The following is a 16,675-nucleotide window of genomic DNA, read 5'->3' on the forward strand; positions in this document are numbered from 1 at the left end:
CCGGCGGCTACGGGAGGTCGGCTACGGGACGTCGGCTACGGCAGGTCGTAGTCGAACCAGATGCGGTGGGTGCCGTCCGCGTCGACGCGGAGGCCGCCCGCGCCCATGATGCCCTTCAGGGCGGCCGTGCCGCTGCCGGGGACGATCGCGAAGTGTTCGGCGGCGCGGTCGGGGCCGCCGTCGGTGGCGGCCGAGTGGACGAAGTTGAAGGCGCCCTCGCGACCGGCCAGGGCGCCCTCGAAGGACTCCATCGCCACGTAGCTCCCGATGCCCGCCTCCTCGTCGAAAGCGGCCGTGAAGAGGGTGGCCGAGCGGCCCGTGAGGGTCTCGCCCTCGTAGTGTTTCTCCATCGTGGCGACTCCGACCGGGAGACCCGTTTCCACCGCGGGGTCCGGGGTGAGCGCCGTGGGGGTGAAGCTGACGACCTTGAAGGTGCCGGAAGCTCTCATCATCGGATGAGCGTACGCACGCGAGACCAGGAAAGTCGGAATACATGACGACCGAGCCGGAGACGGTGGCGGACGGCGTACGGCTCGGCCCGCGCACCGGCCCCCGGGCCCGGATCCCGGGCGCCGTCCTCGCCCTCGGGGTGTACGCGGCCGTGCGCGGGGCCGGGGTGCTGGCGGTCGCCGTGGCGGCCTGGTGGAGCGGGCGCAGCCCCCTGCGGGTGCTCGGGGAGTCCTGGGACTCCGTCTGGTACCTGCGGATCGCCGAGCACGGCTACGGGCGGACCCAGATCTATCCCGGCATCGGGTCCGTGCAGAGCGACTCCGCGTTCTTCCCGCTCTACCCCGTCCTGATCCGCTGCGCTTCCGCCGTGCTGCCCGGCTCCCTGACCGTCGCCGCACTGGCCGTCGCCTGGATCGCCGCGGGCGCCGCCGCCGTGGGGGTGTACCGGGTCGGTGAGCACCTGCTCGGGGCCCGTGCCGGGGTGCTGCTCGTCGCGCTGTGGGCCGCGCTGCCGCACGCCCTCATGCTGACCCTCGCCTACACCGAGCCCCTGCTGGCCGTCTTCGCCGCCTGGGCCCTGTACGCCCTGCTGCGCGGCCGCTGGGGATGGGCGGCGGGGCTGGCCGTGCTCGCCGGGCTGACCCGGCCCACCGGGATCGCGGTCGCCGCCGCCGTGACGGCGGCCGCCGCGTACGAGATCTGGCGGCGGCGGGGCCGCGCACCCGCGGCGGTGTGGGCCGCCGGGCTGGCCGCTCCCGCGGGCTGGGCCTCGTACGTCCTGCTCGTCGGCGTGCGCCGGGGGGATCCGCTCGGCGGCTACTTCGCCGTGCAGAGCGGCTGGGGCTCGCGCTTCGACTTCGGCGCGGGTGCGCTGGCCTCCGCGCGGCACGCAGTGTCCGGCATCGGGCAGGTGGAGCTCGCGACGACGGTGACGGTGGTCCTGCTGACGGCCGCGCTGGTACTGGCCGGGCTGCTGGCGGCCGACCGGCGGATCCCGCTGCCGCTGCTGGTGTACACCGGCGTGCTGCTGGTCATGACCTACGGCGGCGCGGGCTTCTTCGAATCGAAGCCGCGCTTCCTGCTGCCCGCGTTCCCGCTGCTGCTGCCGGCGGCGGCCCTCATGGCGAAAGCCCGGCCGCGCACCGCGGTCGTGGTGACCGGGGTGCTGGCCGGGCTCTCGTACGGATACGGGCCGTACCTGCTGCTCGCGTCCGGGGTGGCGCCGTGAGGGTGGCGCCGTGAGGGGGCGGACCGGGACCTAGTTGGTCTCGGGCTTGCCGCCCTCGCCGTCCGCGTCACCCTCGTCGGACTTCTCGTCCGCGGAGTCGACTTCCTTCTCCAGGCCGAACTGCTCGACGAGCCACTTGTCGAACTCGATCGACGCGCGGACCCAGCTGACCGTGGAGGACACGAAGTGCTCCAGGTTCACGCCGGTGCCGATCAGCATCTGCGCCTCGCCGATCAGGCGGACGGAGCCGTCGTCGTGCGTGTGGCTGTAGACCTTGGGCCACAGCGTGCGGCGGTTCCAGTCGTCGATGGACTCGAGGAGCTGAGCCTTCTCTTCGATCTTGTGCGGGCGGTCGTAGAAGGTCCGCACGGAGAAGACCTGCTGCTCGTCCTCGCCGCGGAACATGAAGTACGTGCGGAAGTCCTCCCACGGCGCCGCGAGGTCACCCTCGTCGTCGACGACGTACTTGAGCTCCATCTGCTCCAGGAGCTGCTTGACCAGATCCTGGTCGGGGACGACGGGGCCCGCCGGTCCTGTGGCCTGCGGATCGGGCTGCTGCCCTCCGAAGTTCGGAATCGAGGCCGGGTCGATGCTCACCGTGTGACTTCCCTTCGTGCGGATGCGGCCATCCTCCCCCATCGCGCCCACCCCGTGTCCACCCCCGCAGCTACGATCCGCTCCGGGCGGACAGGCGTAGGGCGCCCATAAGGGGGATGGATGGCCATTCAAGGGAGTTTGCGCGGCCTGACCGTGGCGGTGCTCGCCGCTCCGCTGGTGCTCGGCCTCGGCCTCGCGATCGGGCTGTGGACGGCCCTGAGCGACTGGGGCGAGCCCGGTAAGGGCCCCGACAACCGCGGCGAAGTCACGTGCGCCGAGGCGCTGGAGTTCGCCCGCGGGAGCCTGCCGGCAGGGGCCCACCACGAGAACTGCCGACGGATGGACTGGCTGGACTCCACCGTGAACGGGTCGTTCCGCATGGACCGGAACGCGGTGGGGGCCTGGCTGACGGCCGCCTTCCCCCGGGCGCAGGAGCACGGGTGGGGCGAGAGGCCGGAGATCTGCCCCGGGACGGGTCCGGGAGACGACCCGGAGGGCGGGAACCGGTGCCTGGGCCTCGACCATCCCGACGCCGTCCCCGGCCGTGCGTCGAGGGTGGAGATCAGCGTGGAACAGGGGACGGAGGACGTCCGGGTCCGGTTCGTCGCCTTCGACGGCTAGGGCCCCGGGGAAGCGTCCCCAGGGCCCCCGTACGGCCCTGTAGGGCCTCAGAGCGCCTTGCCCACCAGCAGGTCGTCGCCGGCCACGGATACCCGGACGGTGTCGCCGTCGCGGATCTCGCCCGCGAGGATCTCCTTGGCCAGGCGGTCGCCGATGGCCGTCTGGATGAGGCGGCGCAGGGGGCGGGCGCCGTACGCCGGGTCGTTGCCCTTGTCCGCCAGCCAGGCCAGGGCCTCGGGGGTGACGTCCAGGTTGAGGCGGCGTTCGGCCAGGCGCTTGGCCAGGCGGCCGATCTGGAGCTCGGCGATGTGGGCCAGCTCGGACCCGCTCAGGGCGGAGAAGACCACCAGGTCGTCGAGGCGGTTCAGGAACTCCGGCTTGAAGGTGGCCCGCACCACGTCCAGGACCCTGGCCTTCTTCTCGTCCACAGCTGTGGACGGATCCATCAGGAACTGCGATCCCAGGTTCGAGGTCAGGATCAGGATCGTGTTGCGGAAGTCCACGGTGCGGCCCTGGCCGTCCGTGAGGCGGCCATCGTCGAGGACCTGGAGCAGGACGTCGAAGACCTCGGGGTGGGCCTTCTCGACCTCGTCCAGGAGGACGACCGAGTAGGGGCGGCGGCGGACGGCCTCCGTGAGCTGGCCGCCCTCCTCGTAGCCCACGTAGCCGGGCGGGGCGCCGACGAGGCGGGCCACGCTGTGCTTCTCGCCGTACTCCGACATGTCGATGCGGATCATGGCCCGCTCGTCGTCGAAGAGGAAGTCCGCGAGGGCCTTGGCCAGCTCCGTCTTGCCCACGCCCGTCGGCCCGAGGAACAGGAACGAGCCGGTCGGCCGGTCCGGGTCCGCGATGCCCGCGCGGGTGCGGCGTACGGCGTCGGAGACGGCGCGCACGGCCTCGCCCTGGCCGATCAGGCGCCGGCCCAGCTCGTCCTCCATGCGGAGCAGCTTCTGGGTCTCGCCCTCCAGCAGCCGGCCCGCCGGGATGCCCGTCCAGGCGCCGACCACGTCCGCGATGTCGTCCGGGCCGACCTCGTCCTTGACCATGGTGTCCTTGGAGACCTCGGCCTCGGCCTCGGTGGCGTCCGCGAGCTCCCGCTCCAGGGCCGGGATCTCCCCGTAGAGCAGCTGGGAGGCGGTGTCGAAGTCCCCGTCGCGCTGGGCGCGCTCGGCCTGGCCGCGCAGGTCGTCCAGGCGCTCCTTGAGCTCGCCGACCCGGTTGAGGGACTGCTTCTCCTTCTCCCAGCGGGCGGTGAGGCCCCGCAGGTCCTCCTCCTTGTCCGCGAGGTCCTTGCGGATCTTGTCGAGGCGTTCGCGCGAGGCCGGGTCGGACTCGTTGTTCAGGGCCAGCTCCTCCATGCGCAGCCGGTCGACCGAGCGCTGGAGCTCGTCGATCTCCAGCGGCGAGGAGTCGATCTCCATGCGGAGCCGGGACATGGACTCGTCGACGAGGTCGATGGCCTTGTCGGGGAGGAACCGGGAGGTGATGTAGCGGTCGGAGAGGGTGGCCGCGGCCACGAGCGCGCTGTCGTTGATGACGACCTTGTGGTGGGCCTCGTAGCGGCCCTTGAGCCCGCGCAGGATCGCGATGGTGTCCTCGACGCTCGGCTCCGCCACCAGCACCTGCTGGAAGCGCCGCTCCAGCGCCGGGTCCTTCTCGATCCGCTCGCGGTACTCGTCGAGGGTGGTCGCGCCGACCATGCGCAGCTCGCCGCGGGCCAGCATGGGCTTGAGCATGTTGCCCGCGTCCATGGACGAGTCCCCGCCGGCGCCCGCGCCGACGACCGTGTGCAGCTCGTCGATGAAGGTGATGATCTGGCCGTCGCTGGACTTGATCTCCGCGAGGACCGTCTTCAGCCGCTCCTCGAACTCGCCGCGGTACTTGGCACCGGCCACCATCGCACCGAGGTCCAGGGAGACCAGCCGCTTGTTCTTCAGGGACTCGGGGACGTCGCCCTTGACGATGCGCTGGGCCAGGCCCTCGACGACGGCGGTCTTGCCGACGCCGGGCTCGCCGATGAGCACCGGGTTGTTCTTCGTACGGCGCGAGAGCACCTGGACGACGCGCCGGATCTCGTGGTCGCGGCCGATGACCGGGTCGAGCTTGCCCTCGCGGGCGGCCGCCGTGAAGTCGGTGCCGAACTTCTCCAGGGCCTTGTACTGGCCCTCGGGGTCGGGGGTGGTCACCCGCCGCCCTCCTCTTGCTTTTTCGAAGGCGTCGCGCAGCTTCTTCGCCGTCGCGCCCTGGGCGGAAAGGAGCTCGCCGGCGGCGCCGCCCTTGGCGGCGACGGCGATGAGCAGGTGTTCGGTGGAGAGGTATTCGTCGCCGAGCTTCCCGGCCTGCGCGTCGGCCTCCGCCAGTACGGCGAGCAGCTCGCGGGTGGGCTGCGGGGGCGCGACCGTGGAGCCCGTGACGCTGGGCAGGGCGGCGAGCAGCCGGTCCGCTCCGGCGCGTACGGCGGCCTGGTCGGCGTCGGTCGCGGCGAGCAGGTCGGTGATGTTCTCGTTGTCCTCGCCGGCGAGGAGCGCCAGCAGCAGGTGCGCGGGCGTCAGGTCCGCGTGCCCGTCCTTGACGGCCCTGGTCGTGGCCGCGTTCAGCGCGTCCCGGCTCCTGTTGGTCAGCTCGGCATCCACGTGCGCCTTCTCCCTTCCCTACGTCGTGTGCTTTACATGAGTAACCTGCACAAAGTTGAGTCTATTCCACTCAAGGTGGAGGGACGTACCCTTCGCGCATGTCGACTCCCAGTCCGGCCGGCACGGCCCGCAGCACCCATGACGCACTCAACCCGACGCCGGAGTACCTCGCCTTCTGGCGGGAGCGGCACGTCTGCACGCTGACCACGCACCGCCCCGACGGCAGCCCGCACGTGGTCCCGGTGGGCGTGACGTACGACCCGGACGCCGGGCTGGCACGGGTGATCAGCAACAAGAACAGCAAGAAGGTCCGCAACGTACTGGCGTCGCAGGGCGACCCGCAGGGCGGGGCCCGGGTGGCGGTGTGCCAGCTGGAGGGGCGGCGCTGGGCGACCCTGGAGGGCCGCGCGGTGGTCCGTACGGACGAGGCCGCGGTCGCGGAGGCGGTCCGGCGCTACGCGGAGCGGTACGGGCGGACGCCCTCGCCGAACCCGGACCGGGTGGTCGTCGAGATCACCTTGGACCGGGCCCTGGGGCGCGCGTAGCCGGGGGCGGCAGGTTCGACCGCGGCCGGTTCAACCGCGCCCGGTTTGACCGCCCGGTTCGGCGTGTCCGGTTCAACCACTGGACACGGACATCACAGCGACGCCATCGTGGTCAGGTCCACGATGGCGTCGCTGTGTGGGGGGTAGTGCCTGAGCGATCTGCGACGACAGGGGAATCGCTTCAGGCACTGCGGGGGGTGGCGGCGGATTCGGGCTCGAAAAGTTGGTGATCACGCTGGTCCAGATTGACGAAGACCATGCCGTACCGGATCTCGCAGCGGACGGGCTGCGGTGCACCGCGCGGGCGGCGCAGACAGCGGTAGGCGCGGACGTCCTCGTCCTCTTCCCGCACCACGATGATCGGCTGGCCGAAGAGGGTGACCTTCAGCGAGTCGCCGGCGTAGGGGATGGCGCTGGTGAGATCGATGAACTGCCAGCCGGAGCGGTAGGCCGATGCCATTTCACGGCGGAAGCCGTGGTCGTCGGGCGTCATCAGTCCCAGCCGAGGTCGTTGGTCGACGCGATGGCCGAGTCCCAGCCCAGATCGCTGGACATCGAGTCCCAGCCCAGATCCGGCGGCGTTCCTATCGACACGGCGAGCGCGTCGGTACCCCCCACGTCCCCACCGAAGGCGTTGACTGCCCCAAAGACCGCAGCGGCGGAGAACCCAATGGCAAGTACCGAGCGAAGCATTCTCTTGTACATGGTCGGCTTCGTCCTCACTTGATGGAAATCTTCTCCCCCGCGTGTCAGACGATGGCTCATTCGGGCACGTCACTGCCACAGGGACGATGCATCATGTTCTTGCATGTTCAGGACCCTGGGGGGTGGAGATTTGCCCACAAACAACACAAAGGCGACACATCCCCACCCCGTCACGTCCATGTGCGCCGAGGGGACGCGGCTCTACACGGCGGCGCTGAGCACCGGCCGGGTGGCTCGCAGCGAGGTCGAGAACGCCCCCTGCCTGCTCGAATTCGCTCTCCTGCGCCCCGACCCCGATGACGCGAACCAGCTCCGCGCGGTTCCGCCGTCCGTCGCGCTCGCCCAGCGGCTCCATCCGCTCGAACGGGAGATTCAGGACCGGCGCCGGGACACCATAGATCTCACCGACGCATTCGAGCCGTTCCTGACCATCAGCGCCCAGAGCCCCGCGAACACCCACGCCATCACCGTGCTGGAGGGCTTCGACCAGATCCACACCGCCCTCGACCAGGCCACCGCCGAATGCCGGACCGAGGTGCTGACCGTACAGCCGGGCGGCGCCCGGTCCACGTCCGTCCTCACGGAGGCGCTGGAGCGCGCCGCTCCCCTCGTCAACCGCGGGGTGCGGATACGCACGCTCTACCAGCACACCGTGCGGCACAGCCAGGGCACGCTCGCCTACGTGGACCGGATCTCCGCCGGGAAGGTCGAGATCCGCACGCTCGAAGAGCTCATAGAGCGTCTCATGATCTTCGACCGCACGGTGGCTTTCATCCCCACGAGCGACGACCGCAAGACGGCCCTGGAACTGCGCCACCCCGGGCTGGTCGACTACCTCATCAAGGTCTTCGAGCAGTTGTGGCACCGCGCCGTGCCGCTGTCGGCGGAGGTGACGTACCAGCACACCCCCGGCGGCATCTCCGGCGTGCAGCGCTCCATCGCCCAGCTCCTCATCGAGGGGCACGTGGACGAGGCCATCGCGCGCCGGCTGGGGATGAACGTACGGACCTGCCGTGCCCACATCGCCAAGCTGGCGGCCTCGCTGGGCAGCGGCAGCCGGGCGCAGCTGGGCTTCCTCATCGCCCGGTCGGGGATCCTGGAGGATCCGGGCTCCCGGCCCTGAGGGCCGCGCACAGGCCCTCAGGGCGCCGGTGGCAGACGCGGAAGGCCCCGCCCGGGAAACCGGGGCGGGGCCTTCTCCGCGCGTCCGTACGGGCGCGCTCAGCCCATCGGGCGCTTGGGCGCCGGCCGCCAGACGACCAGGGCACTGCCCGGCTGCGGGGGCTGGTACGGGACCAGGTCGCGCCGGTACGAGGCGTGCACCTGGGCCTCCCGCTGCTGGAGGACGGCGGCTGCGCCGTCCACGGCGGTCGAGAGCTCGGCCACGCGCTGCTGGAGCGCGGCGACCTGGTTCTCCAGCTCGATGATCCGCTTGATGCCGGCCAGGTTGATGCCCTCTTCCTGGGACAGCGCCTGCACCGTGCGGAGCAGTTCGATGTCCCGGGCCGAGTAGCGCCGGCCGCGCCCGGCCGTACGGCCCGGGGAGACCAGGCCGAGGCGGTCGTACTGGCGCAGGGTCTGCGGATGCAGGCCCGAGAGCTGGGCGGCCACCGAGATCACGTAGACCGGGGTCTCATCGGTGAGCTGGTACTGGCTCCTACGGCGGCCGTCCATGTCATGCTCCCTTCGCGGACTCGAACAGCGCGGAGCGCGGGTCCTCGGACTCCGTCGCCTCGCGGTACAGCTCCATGGCCTCGCGGGCCTTGTCGTTCAGCTCGGTCGGGACCGCGACCTCCACCGTCACGAGCAGGTCGCCGCGGGTGCCGTCCTTGCGGACCGCCCCCTTGCCGCGAGCCCGCATCGTGCGGCCGCCCGGGGTGCCCGGGGGCAGCTTCAGCGTCACCGAGGGGCCGTTCAAGGTCGGGACCTTGATGTCGGCTCCCAGCGCCGCCTCCGCGAAGGTCACCGGAACGGTCACCGTGAGGTTGTCGTCCTTGCGGCCGAAGACCGGGTGCGCGTCCACGTGCACGACCACGTACAGATCGCCGGCCGGGCCGCCGCGCTCGCCCGGAGCTCCCTTGCCGCGCAGCCGGATCCGCTGGGAGTCGGAGACCCCCGCCGGGATCCGGACCTGCATGGTCCGGGAACTGCGGGCCCGCCCGCTGCCCTTGCAGATGTCGCACGGGTTCTCGGCGATGAGGCCGCGGCCCTTGCAGTCCGCGCAGGGATCGGTCAGCGAGAAGCCGCCGCCGCTGCCGCGCGAGACCTGGCCGGTGCCGACGCACGTCGGGCACACGCGGGGCGTGCCGTTCTTGTCGCCGGTGCCCGAGCAGGCCTTGCAGGGCGACTGCGAGGACATCCGGAGCGGGACCGTGGCCCCGTCCACCGCCTCCGTGAAGGAGAGGGTGACCTCCGATTCGATGTCCTGGCCGCGGCGCGGCTGGGTACGGGTTCCCGCACCCGCGCCGGCGCCGCCGCGGTTGAACAGGCCGCCGAAGACGTCGCCCAGGCCGCCGCCGCCGAAGCCGCCGGCCGCGCCGCCCTGCGGCTGGCCCCCGAAGAGGTCGCCGAGGTCGAAGTTGAACGAGCCGCCGCCACCGCCGGGACCGGGGCGGAAGCCGCCGTTCCCGAACAGGGCGCGGGCCTCGTCGTACTCCTTGCGCTTCTTCGGGTCGCCGAGGATGTCGTTCGCCTCGGAGATCTCCTTGAAGCGCTCCTCGGCCGAGGCGTCGCCCTTGTTGGCGTCCGGGTGGAACTCGCGGGCGAGCTTCCGGTACGCCTTCTTGATCTCGGCCTCGGTGGCGTCCTTCGGGACACCGAGGACCTTGTAGTAGTCCTTCTCGACGAAGTCCTTCGTGTTCATCCCCGGTGTCCCTCCTCTCGTCCTGCTCGTGCTTCTTGTCCTACACGTCGTGCAAAGGGCGCCGCAGCTTCAGCCCTCGTCGGGGGCATCCGCGGCCTTGTCCGACGGGTCCGACGGGGTCGACGTGTCCGCCGAGGACACGGCCTCCGCCGCCTCGGACTTCGGCGCCGTGCCCGGCTGGGGCTCGGCCACCGCGACCCGCGCGGGACGGATCGTACGCTCGCCGATGCGGTACCCCGGCTGCAGGATCGCCACGCAGGTGTCCTCGGTGACGTCCGGCGCGTACGAGTGCATCAGGGCCTCGTGGATCGTCGGGTCGAAGGGCTCGCCCTCCTTGCCGAACTGCTGCAGGCCCATCTTGGCCGCGGCGGTCTCCAGCGATTCGGCCACCGACTTGAAGCCGCCGACCAGCTCGCCGTGTTCCCGCGCCCGGCCGATGTCGTCCAGGGTCGGGAGGAGCTCCGTGAGGAGGGACGCGACCGCGATCTCCTTGACGGCGATCCGGTCCCGCTCCACCCGGCGGCGGTAGTTCTGGTACTCCGCCTGGAGCCGCTGGAGGTCCGCGGTGCGCTCGCCGAGCGCGGTACGGGCCTGGTCCAGCTGGGCCAGGAGAGCGACATCCGGTGCTGCTGCGGAGTCCCCGGCCGGGGCCGCGGCCTCCTCCTTGGAGGAAGCCGCGGCCTTCGGCTCGGCGGCGTCGTCAGGTGCGGCGTCGGCGGGGACTTCGGGCTTCTCGTCGAAGCCCGGGGTCTCCTCCGACATCAGGCCGCGCCGCCCTTCGGCTTCTCGTCGTCGACGATCTCGGCGTCGACGACGTCGTCGTTGGCGTCGGCCTGGCCGGCGTCACCGGTCGGCGCGCCACCGGCGGCCTGGGCACCGGCGTCGGCGTAGATCGCCTGGCCGAGCTTCTGGCTGACGGCGCCGAGCTTCTCGGTCGCGGTGCGGATCTCGGCGGCGTCCTCGCCCTTGAGCTTTTCCTTCAGCTCGGCGATGGAGGCCTCGACCTCTTCCTTGACGTCGGCCGGGACCTTGTCCTCGTTGTCCTTGACGAACTTCTCCGTCTGGTAGACAAGCTGCTCGCCCTGGTTGCGGGACTCGGCCGCCTCCTTGCGGCGGGAGTCCTCGTCCGCGTACTGCTCCGCCTCCTGGCGCATGCGGTCGACCTCGTCCTTGGCGAGGGAAGAGCCGCCGGTGACGGTCATCTTCTGCTCCTTGCCCGTGCCGAGGTCCTTGGCCGTGACGTGCATGATGCCGTTCGCGTCGATGTCGAAGGAGACCTCGATCTGCGGGACGCCACGCGGGGCCGGCGGCAGGCCGGTCAGCTCGAACATGCCGAGCTTCTTGTTGTACGCCGCGATCTCGCGCTCGCCCTGGTAGACCTGGATCTGCACGGACGGCTGGTTGTCCTCGGCCGTCGTGAAGATCTCGGACCGCTTGGTCGGGATCGTGGTGTTGCGCTCGATGAGCTTGGTCATGATGCCGCCCTTGGTTTCGATACCCAGGGACAGCGGGGTCACGTCGAGGAGCAGGACGTCCTTGACCTCACCCTTGAGAACGCCCGCCTGGAGGGTCGCGCCGAGGGCGACGACCTCGTCCGGGTTGACGCCCTTGTTGGCGTCCTGACCGCCGGTGAGCTCCTTGACGAGCTCGGCGACGGCCGGCATGCGGGTGGAGCCGCCGACCAGGACCACGTGGTCGATCTCGGACAGGTTGATGCCCGCGTCCTTGATGACGTTGTGGAACGGGGCCTTGCAGCGGTCGAGCAAGTCCGCGGTGAGCTGCTGGAACTGGGAGCGCGTGAGCTTCTCGTCCAGGTGCAGCGGGCCCTCGGCGGAGGCCGTGATGTAGGGCAGGTTGATCGAGGTCTCCGTGGAGGAGGACAGCTCGATCTTCGCCTTCTCGGCCGCCTCGCGCAGGCGCTGGAGCGCCATCTTGTCCTTGGACAGGTCGACGCCGTGGCCGTTCGCGAACTGCTTCACGAGGTAGTCGACGACGCGCTGGTCCCAGTCGTCGCCACCGAGGTGGTTGTCACCGTTGGTGGCCTTCACCTCGACGACGCCGTCGCCGATCTCCAGGAGGGACACGTCGAAGGTGCCGCCACCGAGGTCGAAGACGAGAATGGTCTGGTCGTCCTTGTCGAGACCGTAGGCCAGGGCGGCGGCCGTCGGCTCGTTGACAATACGCAGGACGTTGAGGCCCGCGATCTCGCCGGCCTCCTTCGTCGCCTGGCGCTCGGAGTCGTTGAAGTAGGCCGGGACGGTGATGACCGCGTCCGTGACCTTCTCGCCCAGGTACGCCTCGGCGTCGCGCTTCAGCTTCTGCAGGATGAAGGCGCTCATCTGCTGCGGGTTGAAGTCCTTGCCATCCAGGTTGATCTTCCAGTCAGTGCCCATGTGGCGCTTGACGGAGCGGATGGTCCGGTCCACGTTCGTGACCGCCTGGCGCTTGGCCACCTCGCCGACGAGGACCTCGCCGTTCTTGGCGAAGGCGACGACGGACGGCGTGGTCCTGGCGCCTTCGGCGTTGGTGATGACGGTGGGCTCTCCGCCTTCCAGAACGCTGACGACGGAGTTAGTGGTGCCCAGGTCGATGCCGACCGCACGTGCCATTTTGATTCCTCCAGCTGACTTGAGTGGAACAGACTCAAGAGTGCCGCACCGCTCCGCCGGTGTCAACAGAGGTGAGTCGAGGGGACTCAACCTTTAGGCTGCGCTTACACGCAACCCCTCGGCGCCGCACTCGACGCTCCGCGCCGGGCTCCGCACCGAGCTCCGGACCGAGCTCCGCACCGGAACCAGGCGGCCGCAGGCAAACACCAGCCCCGCCGTTTGAGGCGCGGGGTCCGGGGCGGAGCCCCGGCAGCGGCGCCGCACCCGAACGGGTCACCACGGCCGCGCGGCACCCCACTGCCGCCGGAGGCGTGCGGCACGGTGCAGGCATGCCTCTGCTGCTACGCCTCCCCGCCCGGCCAGCGCCATGGCCGGCCAGGCCATCGGCCAAGCGGGTGCTCGACCTCGCCGGAGCGGCGCTCCTGCTCGGGGTGCTCCTCGTACCGCTGCTGCTGACCGCCGGCCTGCTGTACGCGACCCAGGGCGCGGGCGTCCTCGTCCGCGAACCGGCGGCGGGACTGGCCGGGCGGCCCTACCGGGCGTGGCGGTTCCGCGTCGGCAAGGGGCGGGCCGGGGCGGCGCTGGAGCGGTGCTCGCTGGACCGGCTGCCGCAGCTCCTCAACGTGGTGCGCGGCGAGATGTCGCTGGTCGGGCCGCGCCCCGGCAACAGCGCGTCGGACCGGCCCGAGCGGCTCCTCGTACGGCCCGGGATGACCGGGCTGTGGCAGGTGAGCGCACGTTCGGACCTACCGTGGGAGGAGAGGGACCTGTTGGACCGGCACTATGTGGAGAACCACTGGCTGGGGATGGACCTGGCGATCCTCGCTCAGACCCCGCGGGCGGCCTGGCGGCACGGGCGGCCCTGAGGGCCGGGGGCGAGCGACGCAGATCACCGCGCGCTCGGCTACATTGCGGCGTCGGGACTGGGTAACCTCAAGCCTTGACTGGATAAGTTACCGCTTAGTAAGTGCCGCCCGAGGAGCCCTCCCATGCAACTCGCCGCGATCATCGTGTCGCTGGTCCTGACCGTGGTCGGCGTTGCGCTGCTCGCCCGAGCCGTGGCGCAGATCTACCGCTTCGTGAAGCTCGGACAGCCCGTACCGGCCGGCAGCCGTACGGACGACCCGAAGTCCCGAACGCTCACCCTTGCCCGGGAGTTCCTCGGCCACAGCCGGATGAACCGCTGGGGCCTCGTCGGCTTCGCCCACTGGTTCGTCGCGATCGGCTTCCTGACGCTGCCGCCGACGCTGGTGCAGGCGTACGGCCAGCTCTTCCAGGCCGACTGGATGCTGCCGATCATCGGCGGTTTCCTGCCGTTCGAGCTCTACATCGAGTTCATCGGCCTGATGACCGTGGTCGGCATCCTCGTCCTGATGGGGATCCGCCTCGCGTCGCTGCCCTCGCGGGCCGGCCGCAAGTCGCGCTTCGCGGGCTCGAAGGCCTGGCAGGCGTACTTCGTCGAGTACATCATCCTGACCATCGGCCTCGCGATCCTGTGCCTGCGCGGCCTCGAAGGCGCGATCCACCACGTGGACTCGTACGAGCCGGCGTACTTCGTCTCGTACCCGCTGGTGCTGGCGTTCAAGGGCATGTCGCTGGGCGCGCTGCAGAACGCCATCTACTTCACCGCGATGATCAAGATCGGCACCTCGCTGATCTGGATGATCGTCGTCTCGCTGAACACCAACATGGGTGTGGCCTGGCACCGCTTCCTCGGCTTCCCGAACATCTGGTTCAAGCGGAACGCAGATGGCGCGTCGGCGCTCGGCGCCCTCCAGCCCATGACCTCGGGCGGCAAGGTCATCGACTTCGAGGACCCGGGCGAGGACGACGTCTTCGGCGTCTCGCAGGTCGAGCAGTTCTCGTGGAAGGGCATCCTCGACTTCTCCACGTGTACGGAGTGCGGCCGCTGCCAGTCGCAGTGCCCGGCCTGGAACACGGGCAAGCCCCTCTCCCCCAAGCTCCTGATCATGTCGCTGCGCGACCACGCGCACGCCAAGGCCCCGTACCTGCTGGCCGGTGGCGGCAAGGACATGGAGGGCAACGAGAAGGCGACGCCGGAGCAGCTCGCGAACGTCCCCGCGGCCGCGCTGGCCGAGGCGGAGCGCCCGCTGATCGGCACGGCCGAGGAGAACGGGGTCATCGACCCCGACGTCCTGTGGTCCTGCACGAGCTGTGGCGCGTGCGTCGAGCAGTGCCCGGTGGACATCGAACACATCGACCACATCGTCGACATGCGGCGCTACCAGGTGATGATCGAGAGCGCGTTCCCGTCCGAGGCGGGCACGATGCTCAAGAACCTGGAGAAGAAGGGCAACCCCTGGGGCCTCGCGAAGAAGCAGCGCGTCGAGTGGACCAAGGAGGTGGACTTCGAGGTCCCGATCATCGGCAAGGACGCGGAGGACCTCTCCGAGTTCGACTACCTGTACTGGGTCGGCTGCGCGGGCGCCCTGGAGGACCGGGCGAAGAAGACCACGAAGGCCTTCGCCGAGCTGCTGAACATCGCGGGCGTCAAGTTCGCGATCATGGGCGGCGACGAGAAGTGCACGGGTGACTCCCCGCGCCGTCTGGGCAACGAGCCGCTCTTCCAGCAGCTCGCGCAGGAGAACGTCGCAATGCTGAACATGGCGTTCGGCGAGGATGACGAGGACCCCGAGACCAAGAAGCCGAAGTCGGCGAAGCGGATCGTCTCCACCTGCCCGCACTGCTTCAACACCATCGCGAACGAGTACCCGCAGCTCGGCGGCGAGTACGAGGTCATCCACCACACGCAGCTGCTCCAGCACCTGATCGACGAGGGCCGCCTCACGCCGGTGACCCCGGTCGACGGGCTGATCACGTACCACGACCCGTGCTACCTGGGCCGGCACAACAAGGTCTACACGCCGCCGCGCGAGATCATGTCGGCCGTGCCGGGCCTGCGCCAGCAGGAGATGCACCGCCACAAGGAGCGGGGCTTCTGCTGTGGCGCGGGTGGCGCGCGGATGTGGATGGAGGAGCGGATCGGCAAGCGCATCAACAACGAGCGCGTCGACGAGGCCCTGTCCCTGAACCCGGACATCGTCTCCACCGCCTGCCCCTTCTGCCTCGTCATGCTCACCGACTCGATCAACGGCAAGAAGAACGACGGCCAGGCGAAGGAACACGTCACGGTGGTCGACGTGGCGCAGCTGCTGCTGGACTCGGTGAAGACGCCGGAGCCGGTCGCAGAGCCGGTGGTCGACCCGGAGCCGGTGGCGGAGCCGGTGGCGGAGGCGGAGGCGGAGCCGGTGGCGGAGGCGGAGCCGGTGGCGGAGGCCGACGCCGCGGCCGAGGCGCCCGAGCCGAAGGCGGAGGCCCCGGCCGAGCCGGGGACCGACGCCGAGGCGAAGTAGCCCGCGCAGTACTGAACGCCGGAACGGCCCGTCCCCCTGTGGGGGCGGGCCGTTCCGGCGTTCGGGGTCCGGAGTCCGGGGCAGGTCAGGACTGGCCGGCGGACCGGCTGCGCCGCAGCATCGCGAAGCCGAGGCCCGCGGCGCCCACCGCGGCCATGCCCCCACCGGCGGCGAGCAGCAGCGGGGTCTGCCCGTCGCCCTCCGCCGACACCGGGGCCACACCCTCGGCTCCCGCCTTCACGCCGCCCTTCGGCACGACCCGGTCGGCCGCCGCCTTCTTCTCCACGGGCTTGGCGACCGTGGCCTCCTTGGCGTGCATCTTCCCGCCCTTGGCGTCCTTGGCATCCTTGGCGACCTCGTACTTCTCGATCAGCTTGCCGCTGCCGAAGTCGTAGACCCAGCTGTTGCCACCGCTCTTGCCGTCGATGACGACGAACTTCACGCGCTTCCCGTCCTGGACGAGCTTGTACGTCCAGCCGTCGTTCGTCGCGGTCGGGTGCTTCAGGTCGATCGTTCCGAGGAGGTTCCCGTTCGGCATCGAGAGCTCGACGCGCTTGCCGTTCGGGCCGTCGATCAGGCGCGCGTTGCGCCCGTCGGGCATGGCGACCTGAACGGAGTTCTCCTTCTTCTCCACCGGCTTCGGCTTCTCCACGGGCTTCGGCTTCTCGACCGGCTTCGTCGCGCCCTCCACCCACGAGGTGACGGTGCCGTTCGGCTGGAGGACGACGTGCAGTCCGTTGTTCTGGCCATGGGCAGGCTTGCCGCCCTTGCTGACCAGGGTGTCCAGCTTGGTGCCACCGGCAAAGACGTCGGCCTCGAAGTGGCCGTCGCCGAACTTGTAGATCTTGGCGACCGATCCGTCGGCCAGCTTCACGGTCGTGACGTAGTCCCGGACCGAGGGCTTCACGGGCGGGGTGGTCGGCGGCGGTACGGAGGGTGGTGCGACGGTGCGGGCTGCGCATGACGGGGCTCTTCTCGTCTCGTTCGTGCTTCGTGGCGGTGGCTACGTCTACGAAGCTACGGAGCCGGTATGTCCGTATTCCGTCGGAG

At 70.4% G+C, this 16,675-nt stretch carries 16 protein-coding genes; 6 read left to right on the forward strand and 10 right to left on the reverse strand.

The window, feature by feature from the left end; all coding sequences use genetic code 11:
• Positions 1–35 precede the first annotated feature (35 nt).
• Positions 36–449 (reverse strand): DUF3224 domain-containing protein, encoded by a 414-nt coding sequence (locus AC061S_RS01450; protein WP_478684088.1) that lies wholly within the window; start codon positions 447–449, stop codon positions 36–38.
• A gap of 44 nt (positions 450–493) precedes the next feature.
• Here AC061S_RS01450 and AC061S_RS01455 point away from each other — a divergent pair, with 44 nt between their 5' ends.
• Positions 494–1,678 (forward strand): mannosyltransferase family protein, encoded by a 1,185-nt coding sequence (locus AC061S_RS01455; RefSeq protein WP_478683935.1) that lies wholly within the window; start codon positions 494–496, stop codon positions 1,676–1,678.
• 30 nt (positions 1,679–1,708) lie between these two features.
• Here AC061S_RS01455 and AC061S_RS01460 read toward each other — a convergent pair whose 3' ends face one another.
• A complete protein-coding gene (locus AC061S_RS01460) occupies positions 1,709–2,275 on the reverse strand; it encodes a type III secretion system chaperone family protein (protein WP_478683936.1) in 567 nt (188 codons plus the stop codon).
• Between the two features lie 120 nt (positions 2,276–2,395).
• Between AC061S_RS01460 and AC061S_RS01465 the strand changes: the two genes are divergently transcribed.
• On the forward strand, positions 2,396–2,896 hold the full coding sequence (locus tag AC061S_RS01465) for a hypothetical protein (protein WP_478683937.1): 501 nt from the start codon (positions 2,396–2,398) through the stop codon (positions 2,894–2,896).
• Positions 2,897–2,943: 47 nt separating this feature from the next.
• On the opposite strand, the gene clpB is transcribed toward AC061S_RS01465, so the two are convergent.
• Complete coding sequence (clpB, locus tag AC061S_RS01470) at positions 2,944–5,529, reverse strand: ATP-dependent chaperone ClpB (RefSeq protein WP_478683938.1); 2,586 nt, start codon at positions 5,527–5,529, stop codon at positions 2,944–2,946.
• A gap of 98 nt (positions 5,530–5,627) precedes the next feature.
• Between clpB and AC061S_RS01475 the strand changes: the two genes are divergently transcribed.
• Complete coding sequence (locus tag AC061S_RS01475) at positions 5,628–6,074, forward strand: pyridoxamine 5'-phosphate oxidase family protein (protein ID WP_478683939.1); 447 nt, start codon at positions 5,628–5,630, stop codon at positions 6,072–6,074.
• A 181-nt stretch (positions 6,075–6,255) separates the two neighbouring features.
• On the opposite strand, the gene AC061S_RS01480 is transcribed toward AC061S_RS01475, so the two are convergent.
• Together AC061S_RS01480 and AC061S_RS01485 are read right to left on the reverse strand one after the other, a co-directional pair.
• Positions 6,256–6,567, reverse strand: coding sequence for a Rieske (2Fe-2S) protein (locus AC061S_RS01480; protein ID WP_266906367.1), 312 nt, complete (start codon positions 6,565–6,567; stop codon positions 6,256–6,258).
• The gene (locus AC061S_RS01485; protein WP_478683940.1) at positions 6,567–6,692 is read right to left on the reverse strand and encodes a hypothetical protein; all 126 of its coding nucleotides are present in this window, start codon (positions 6,690–6,692) and stop codon (positions 6,567–6,569) included. Before AC061S_RS01485 ends, AC061S_RS01480 begins: the two co-directional genes overlap by 1 nt.
• A gap of 190 nt (positions 6,693–6,882) precedes the next feature.
• Between AC061S_RS01485 and AC061S_RS01490 the strand changes: the two genes are divergently transcribed.
• On the forward strand, positions 6,883–7,902 hold the full coding sequence (locus AC061S_RS01490; protein WP_478683941.1) for a helix-turn-helix transcriptional regulator: 1,020 nt from the start codon (positions 6,883–6,885) through the stop codon (positions 7,900–7,902).
• 98 nt (positions 7,903–8,000) lie between these two features.
• Here the strand turns inward: AC061S_RS01490 and AC061S_RS01495 are convergent, their stop codons facing one another.
• The 4 genes from AC061S_RS01495 to dnaK all read right to left on the reverse strand — a co-directional run bounded on the left by AC061S_RS01495 (position 8,001) and on the right by dnaK (position 12,251).
• Entirely contained in the window at positions 8,001–8,453 is a 453-nt protein-coding gene (locus tag AC061S_RS01495; RefSeq protein ID WP_478683942.1) for a heat shock protein transcriptional repressor HspR, read from the reverse strand.
• A gap of 1 nt (position 8,454) precedes the next feature.
• Positions 8,455–9,642 (reverse strand): molecular chaperone DnaJ, encoded by a 1,188-nt coding sequence (gene dnaJ, locus AC061S_RS01500; protein WP_478683943.1) that lies wholly within the window; start codon positions 9,640–9,642, stop codon positions 8,455–8,457.
• Between the two features lie 69 nt (positions 9,643–9,711).
• Positions 9,712–10,404 (reverse strand): nucleotide exchange factor GrpE, encoded by a 693-nt coding sequence (gene grpE / locus AC061S_RS01505; RefSeq protein WP_478683944.1) that lies wholly within the window; start codon positions 10,402–10,404, stop codon positions 9,712–9,714.
• Positions 10,404–12,251 (reverse strand): molecular chaperone DnaK, encoded by a 1,848-nt coding sequence (gene dnaK / locus AC061S_RS01510; protein ID WP_478683945.1) that lies wholly within the window; start codon positions 12,249–12,251, stop codon positions 10,404–10,406. The genes grpE and dnaK overlap by 1 nt, the downstream gene beginning before the upstream one ends.
• A 329-nt stretch (positions 12,252–12,580) precedes the next feature.
• Between dnaK and AC061S_RS01515 the strand changes: the two genes are divergently transcribed.
• Together AC061S_RS01515 and AC061S_RS01520 are read left to right on the forward strand one after the other, a co-directional pair.
• Complete coding sequence (locus AC061S_RS01515; protein ID WP_478683946.1) at positions 12,581–13,117, forward strand: sugar transferase; 537 nt, start codon at positions 12,581–12,583, stop codon at positions 13,115–13,117.
• A gap of 123 nt (positions 13,118–13,240) precedes the next feature.
• Positions 13,241–15,625: a (Fe-S)-binding protein gene (locus AC061S_RS01520; RefSeq protein WP_478683947.1), complete on the forward strand. Its 2,385-nt coding sequence runs from the start codon at positions 13,241–13,243 to the stop codon at positions 15,623–15,625.
• An 85-nt stretch (positions 15,626–15,710) separates the two neighbouring features.
• On the opposite strand, the gene AC061S_RS01525 is transcribed toward AC061S_RS01520, so the two are convergent.
• Entirely contained in the window at positions 15,711–16,532 is an 822-nt protein-coding gene (locus AC061S_RS01525) for a hypothetical protein (protein WP_478683948.1), read from the reverse strand.
• Positions 16,533–16,675 lie beyond the last annotated feature (143 nt).

Source organism: Streptomyces sp. CA189 (assembly GCF_056428985.1).

Bases quoted from the DNA above. Each gene is read 5' to 3' on its own strand.
- AC061S_RS01450 (WP_478684088.1), bottom strand. From the start codon at position 449: ATGAGAGCTTCCGGCACCTTCAAGGTCGTCAGCTTCACCCCCACGGCG.
- AC061S_RS01455 (WP_478683935.1), top strand. From the start codon at position 494: ATGACGACCGAGCCGGAGACGGTGGCGGACGGCGTACGGCTCGGCCCG.
- AC061S_RS01465 (WP_478683937.1), top strand. From the start codon at position 2,396: ATGGCCATTCAAGGGAGTTTGCGCGGCCTGACCGTGGCGGTGCTCGCC.
- AC061S_RS01475 (WP_478683939.1), top strand. From the start codon at position 5,628: ATGTCGACTCCCAGTCCGGCCGGCACGGCCCGCAGCACCCATGACGCA.
- AC061S_RS01480 (WP_266906367.1), bottom strand. From the start codon at position 6,567: ATGACGCCCGACGACCACGGCTTCCGCCGTGAAATGGCATCGGCCTAC.
- AC061S_RS01490 (WP_478683941.1), top strand. From the start codon at position 6,883: ATGTTCAGGACCCTGGGGGGTGGAGATTTGCCCACAAACAACACAAAG.
- AC061S_RS01495 (WP_478683942.1), bottom strand. From the start codon at position 8,453: ATGGACGGCCGCCGTAGGAGCCAGTACCAGCTCACCGATGAGACCCCG.
- dnaJ (WP_478683943.1), bottom strand. From the start codon at position 9,642: ATGAACACGAAGGACTTCGTCGAGAAGGACTACTACAAGGTCCTCGGT.
- grpE (WP_478683944.1), bottom strand. From the start codon at position 10,404: ATGTCGGAGGAGACCCCGGGCTTCGACGAGAAGCCCGAAGTCCCCGCC.
- dnaK (WP_478683945.1), bottom strand. From the start codon at position 12,251: ATGGCACGTGCGGTCGGCATCGACCTGGGCACCACTAACTCCGTCGTC.
- AC061S_RS01515 (WP_478683946.1), top strand. From the start codon at position 12,581: ATGCCTCTGCTGCTACGCCTCCCCGCCCGGCCAGCGCCATGGCCGGCC.
- AC061S_RS01520 (WP_478683947.1), top strand. From the start codon at position 13,241: ATGCAACTCGCCGCGATCATCGTGTCGCTGGTCCTGACCGTGGTCGGC.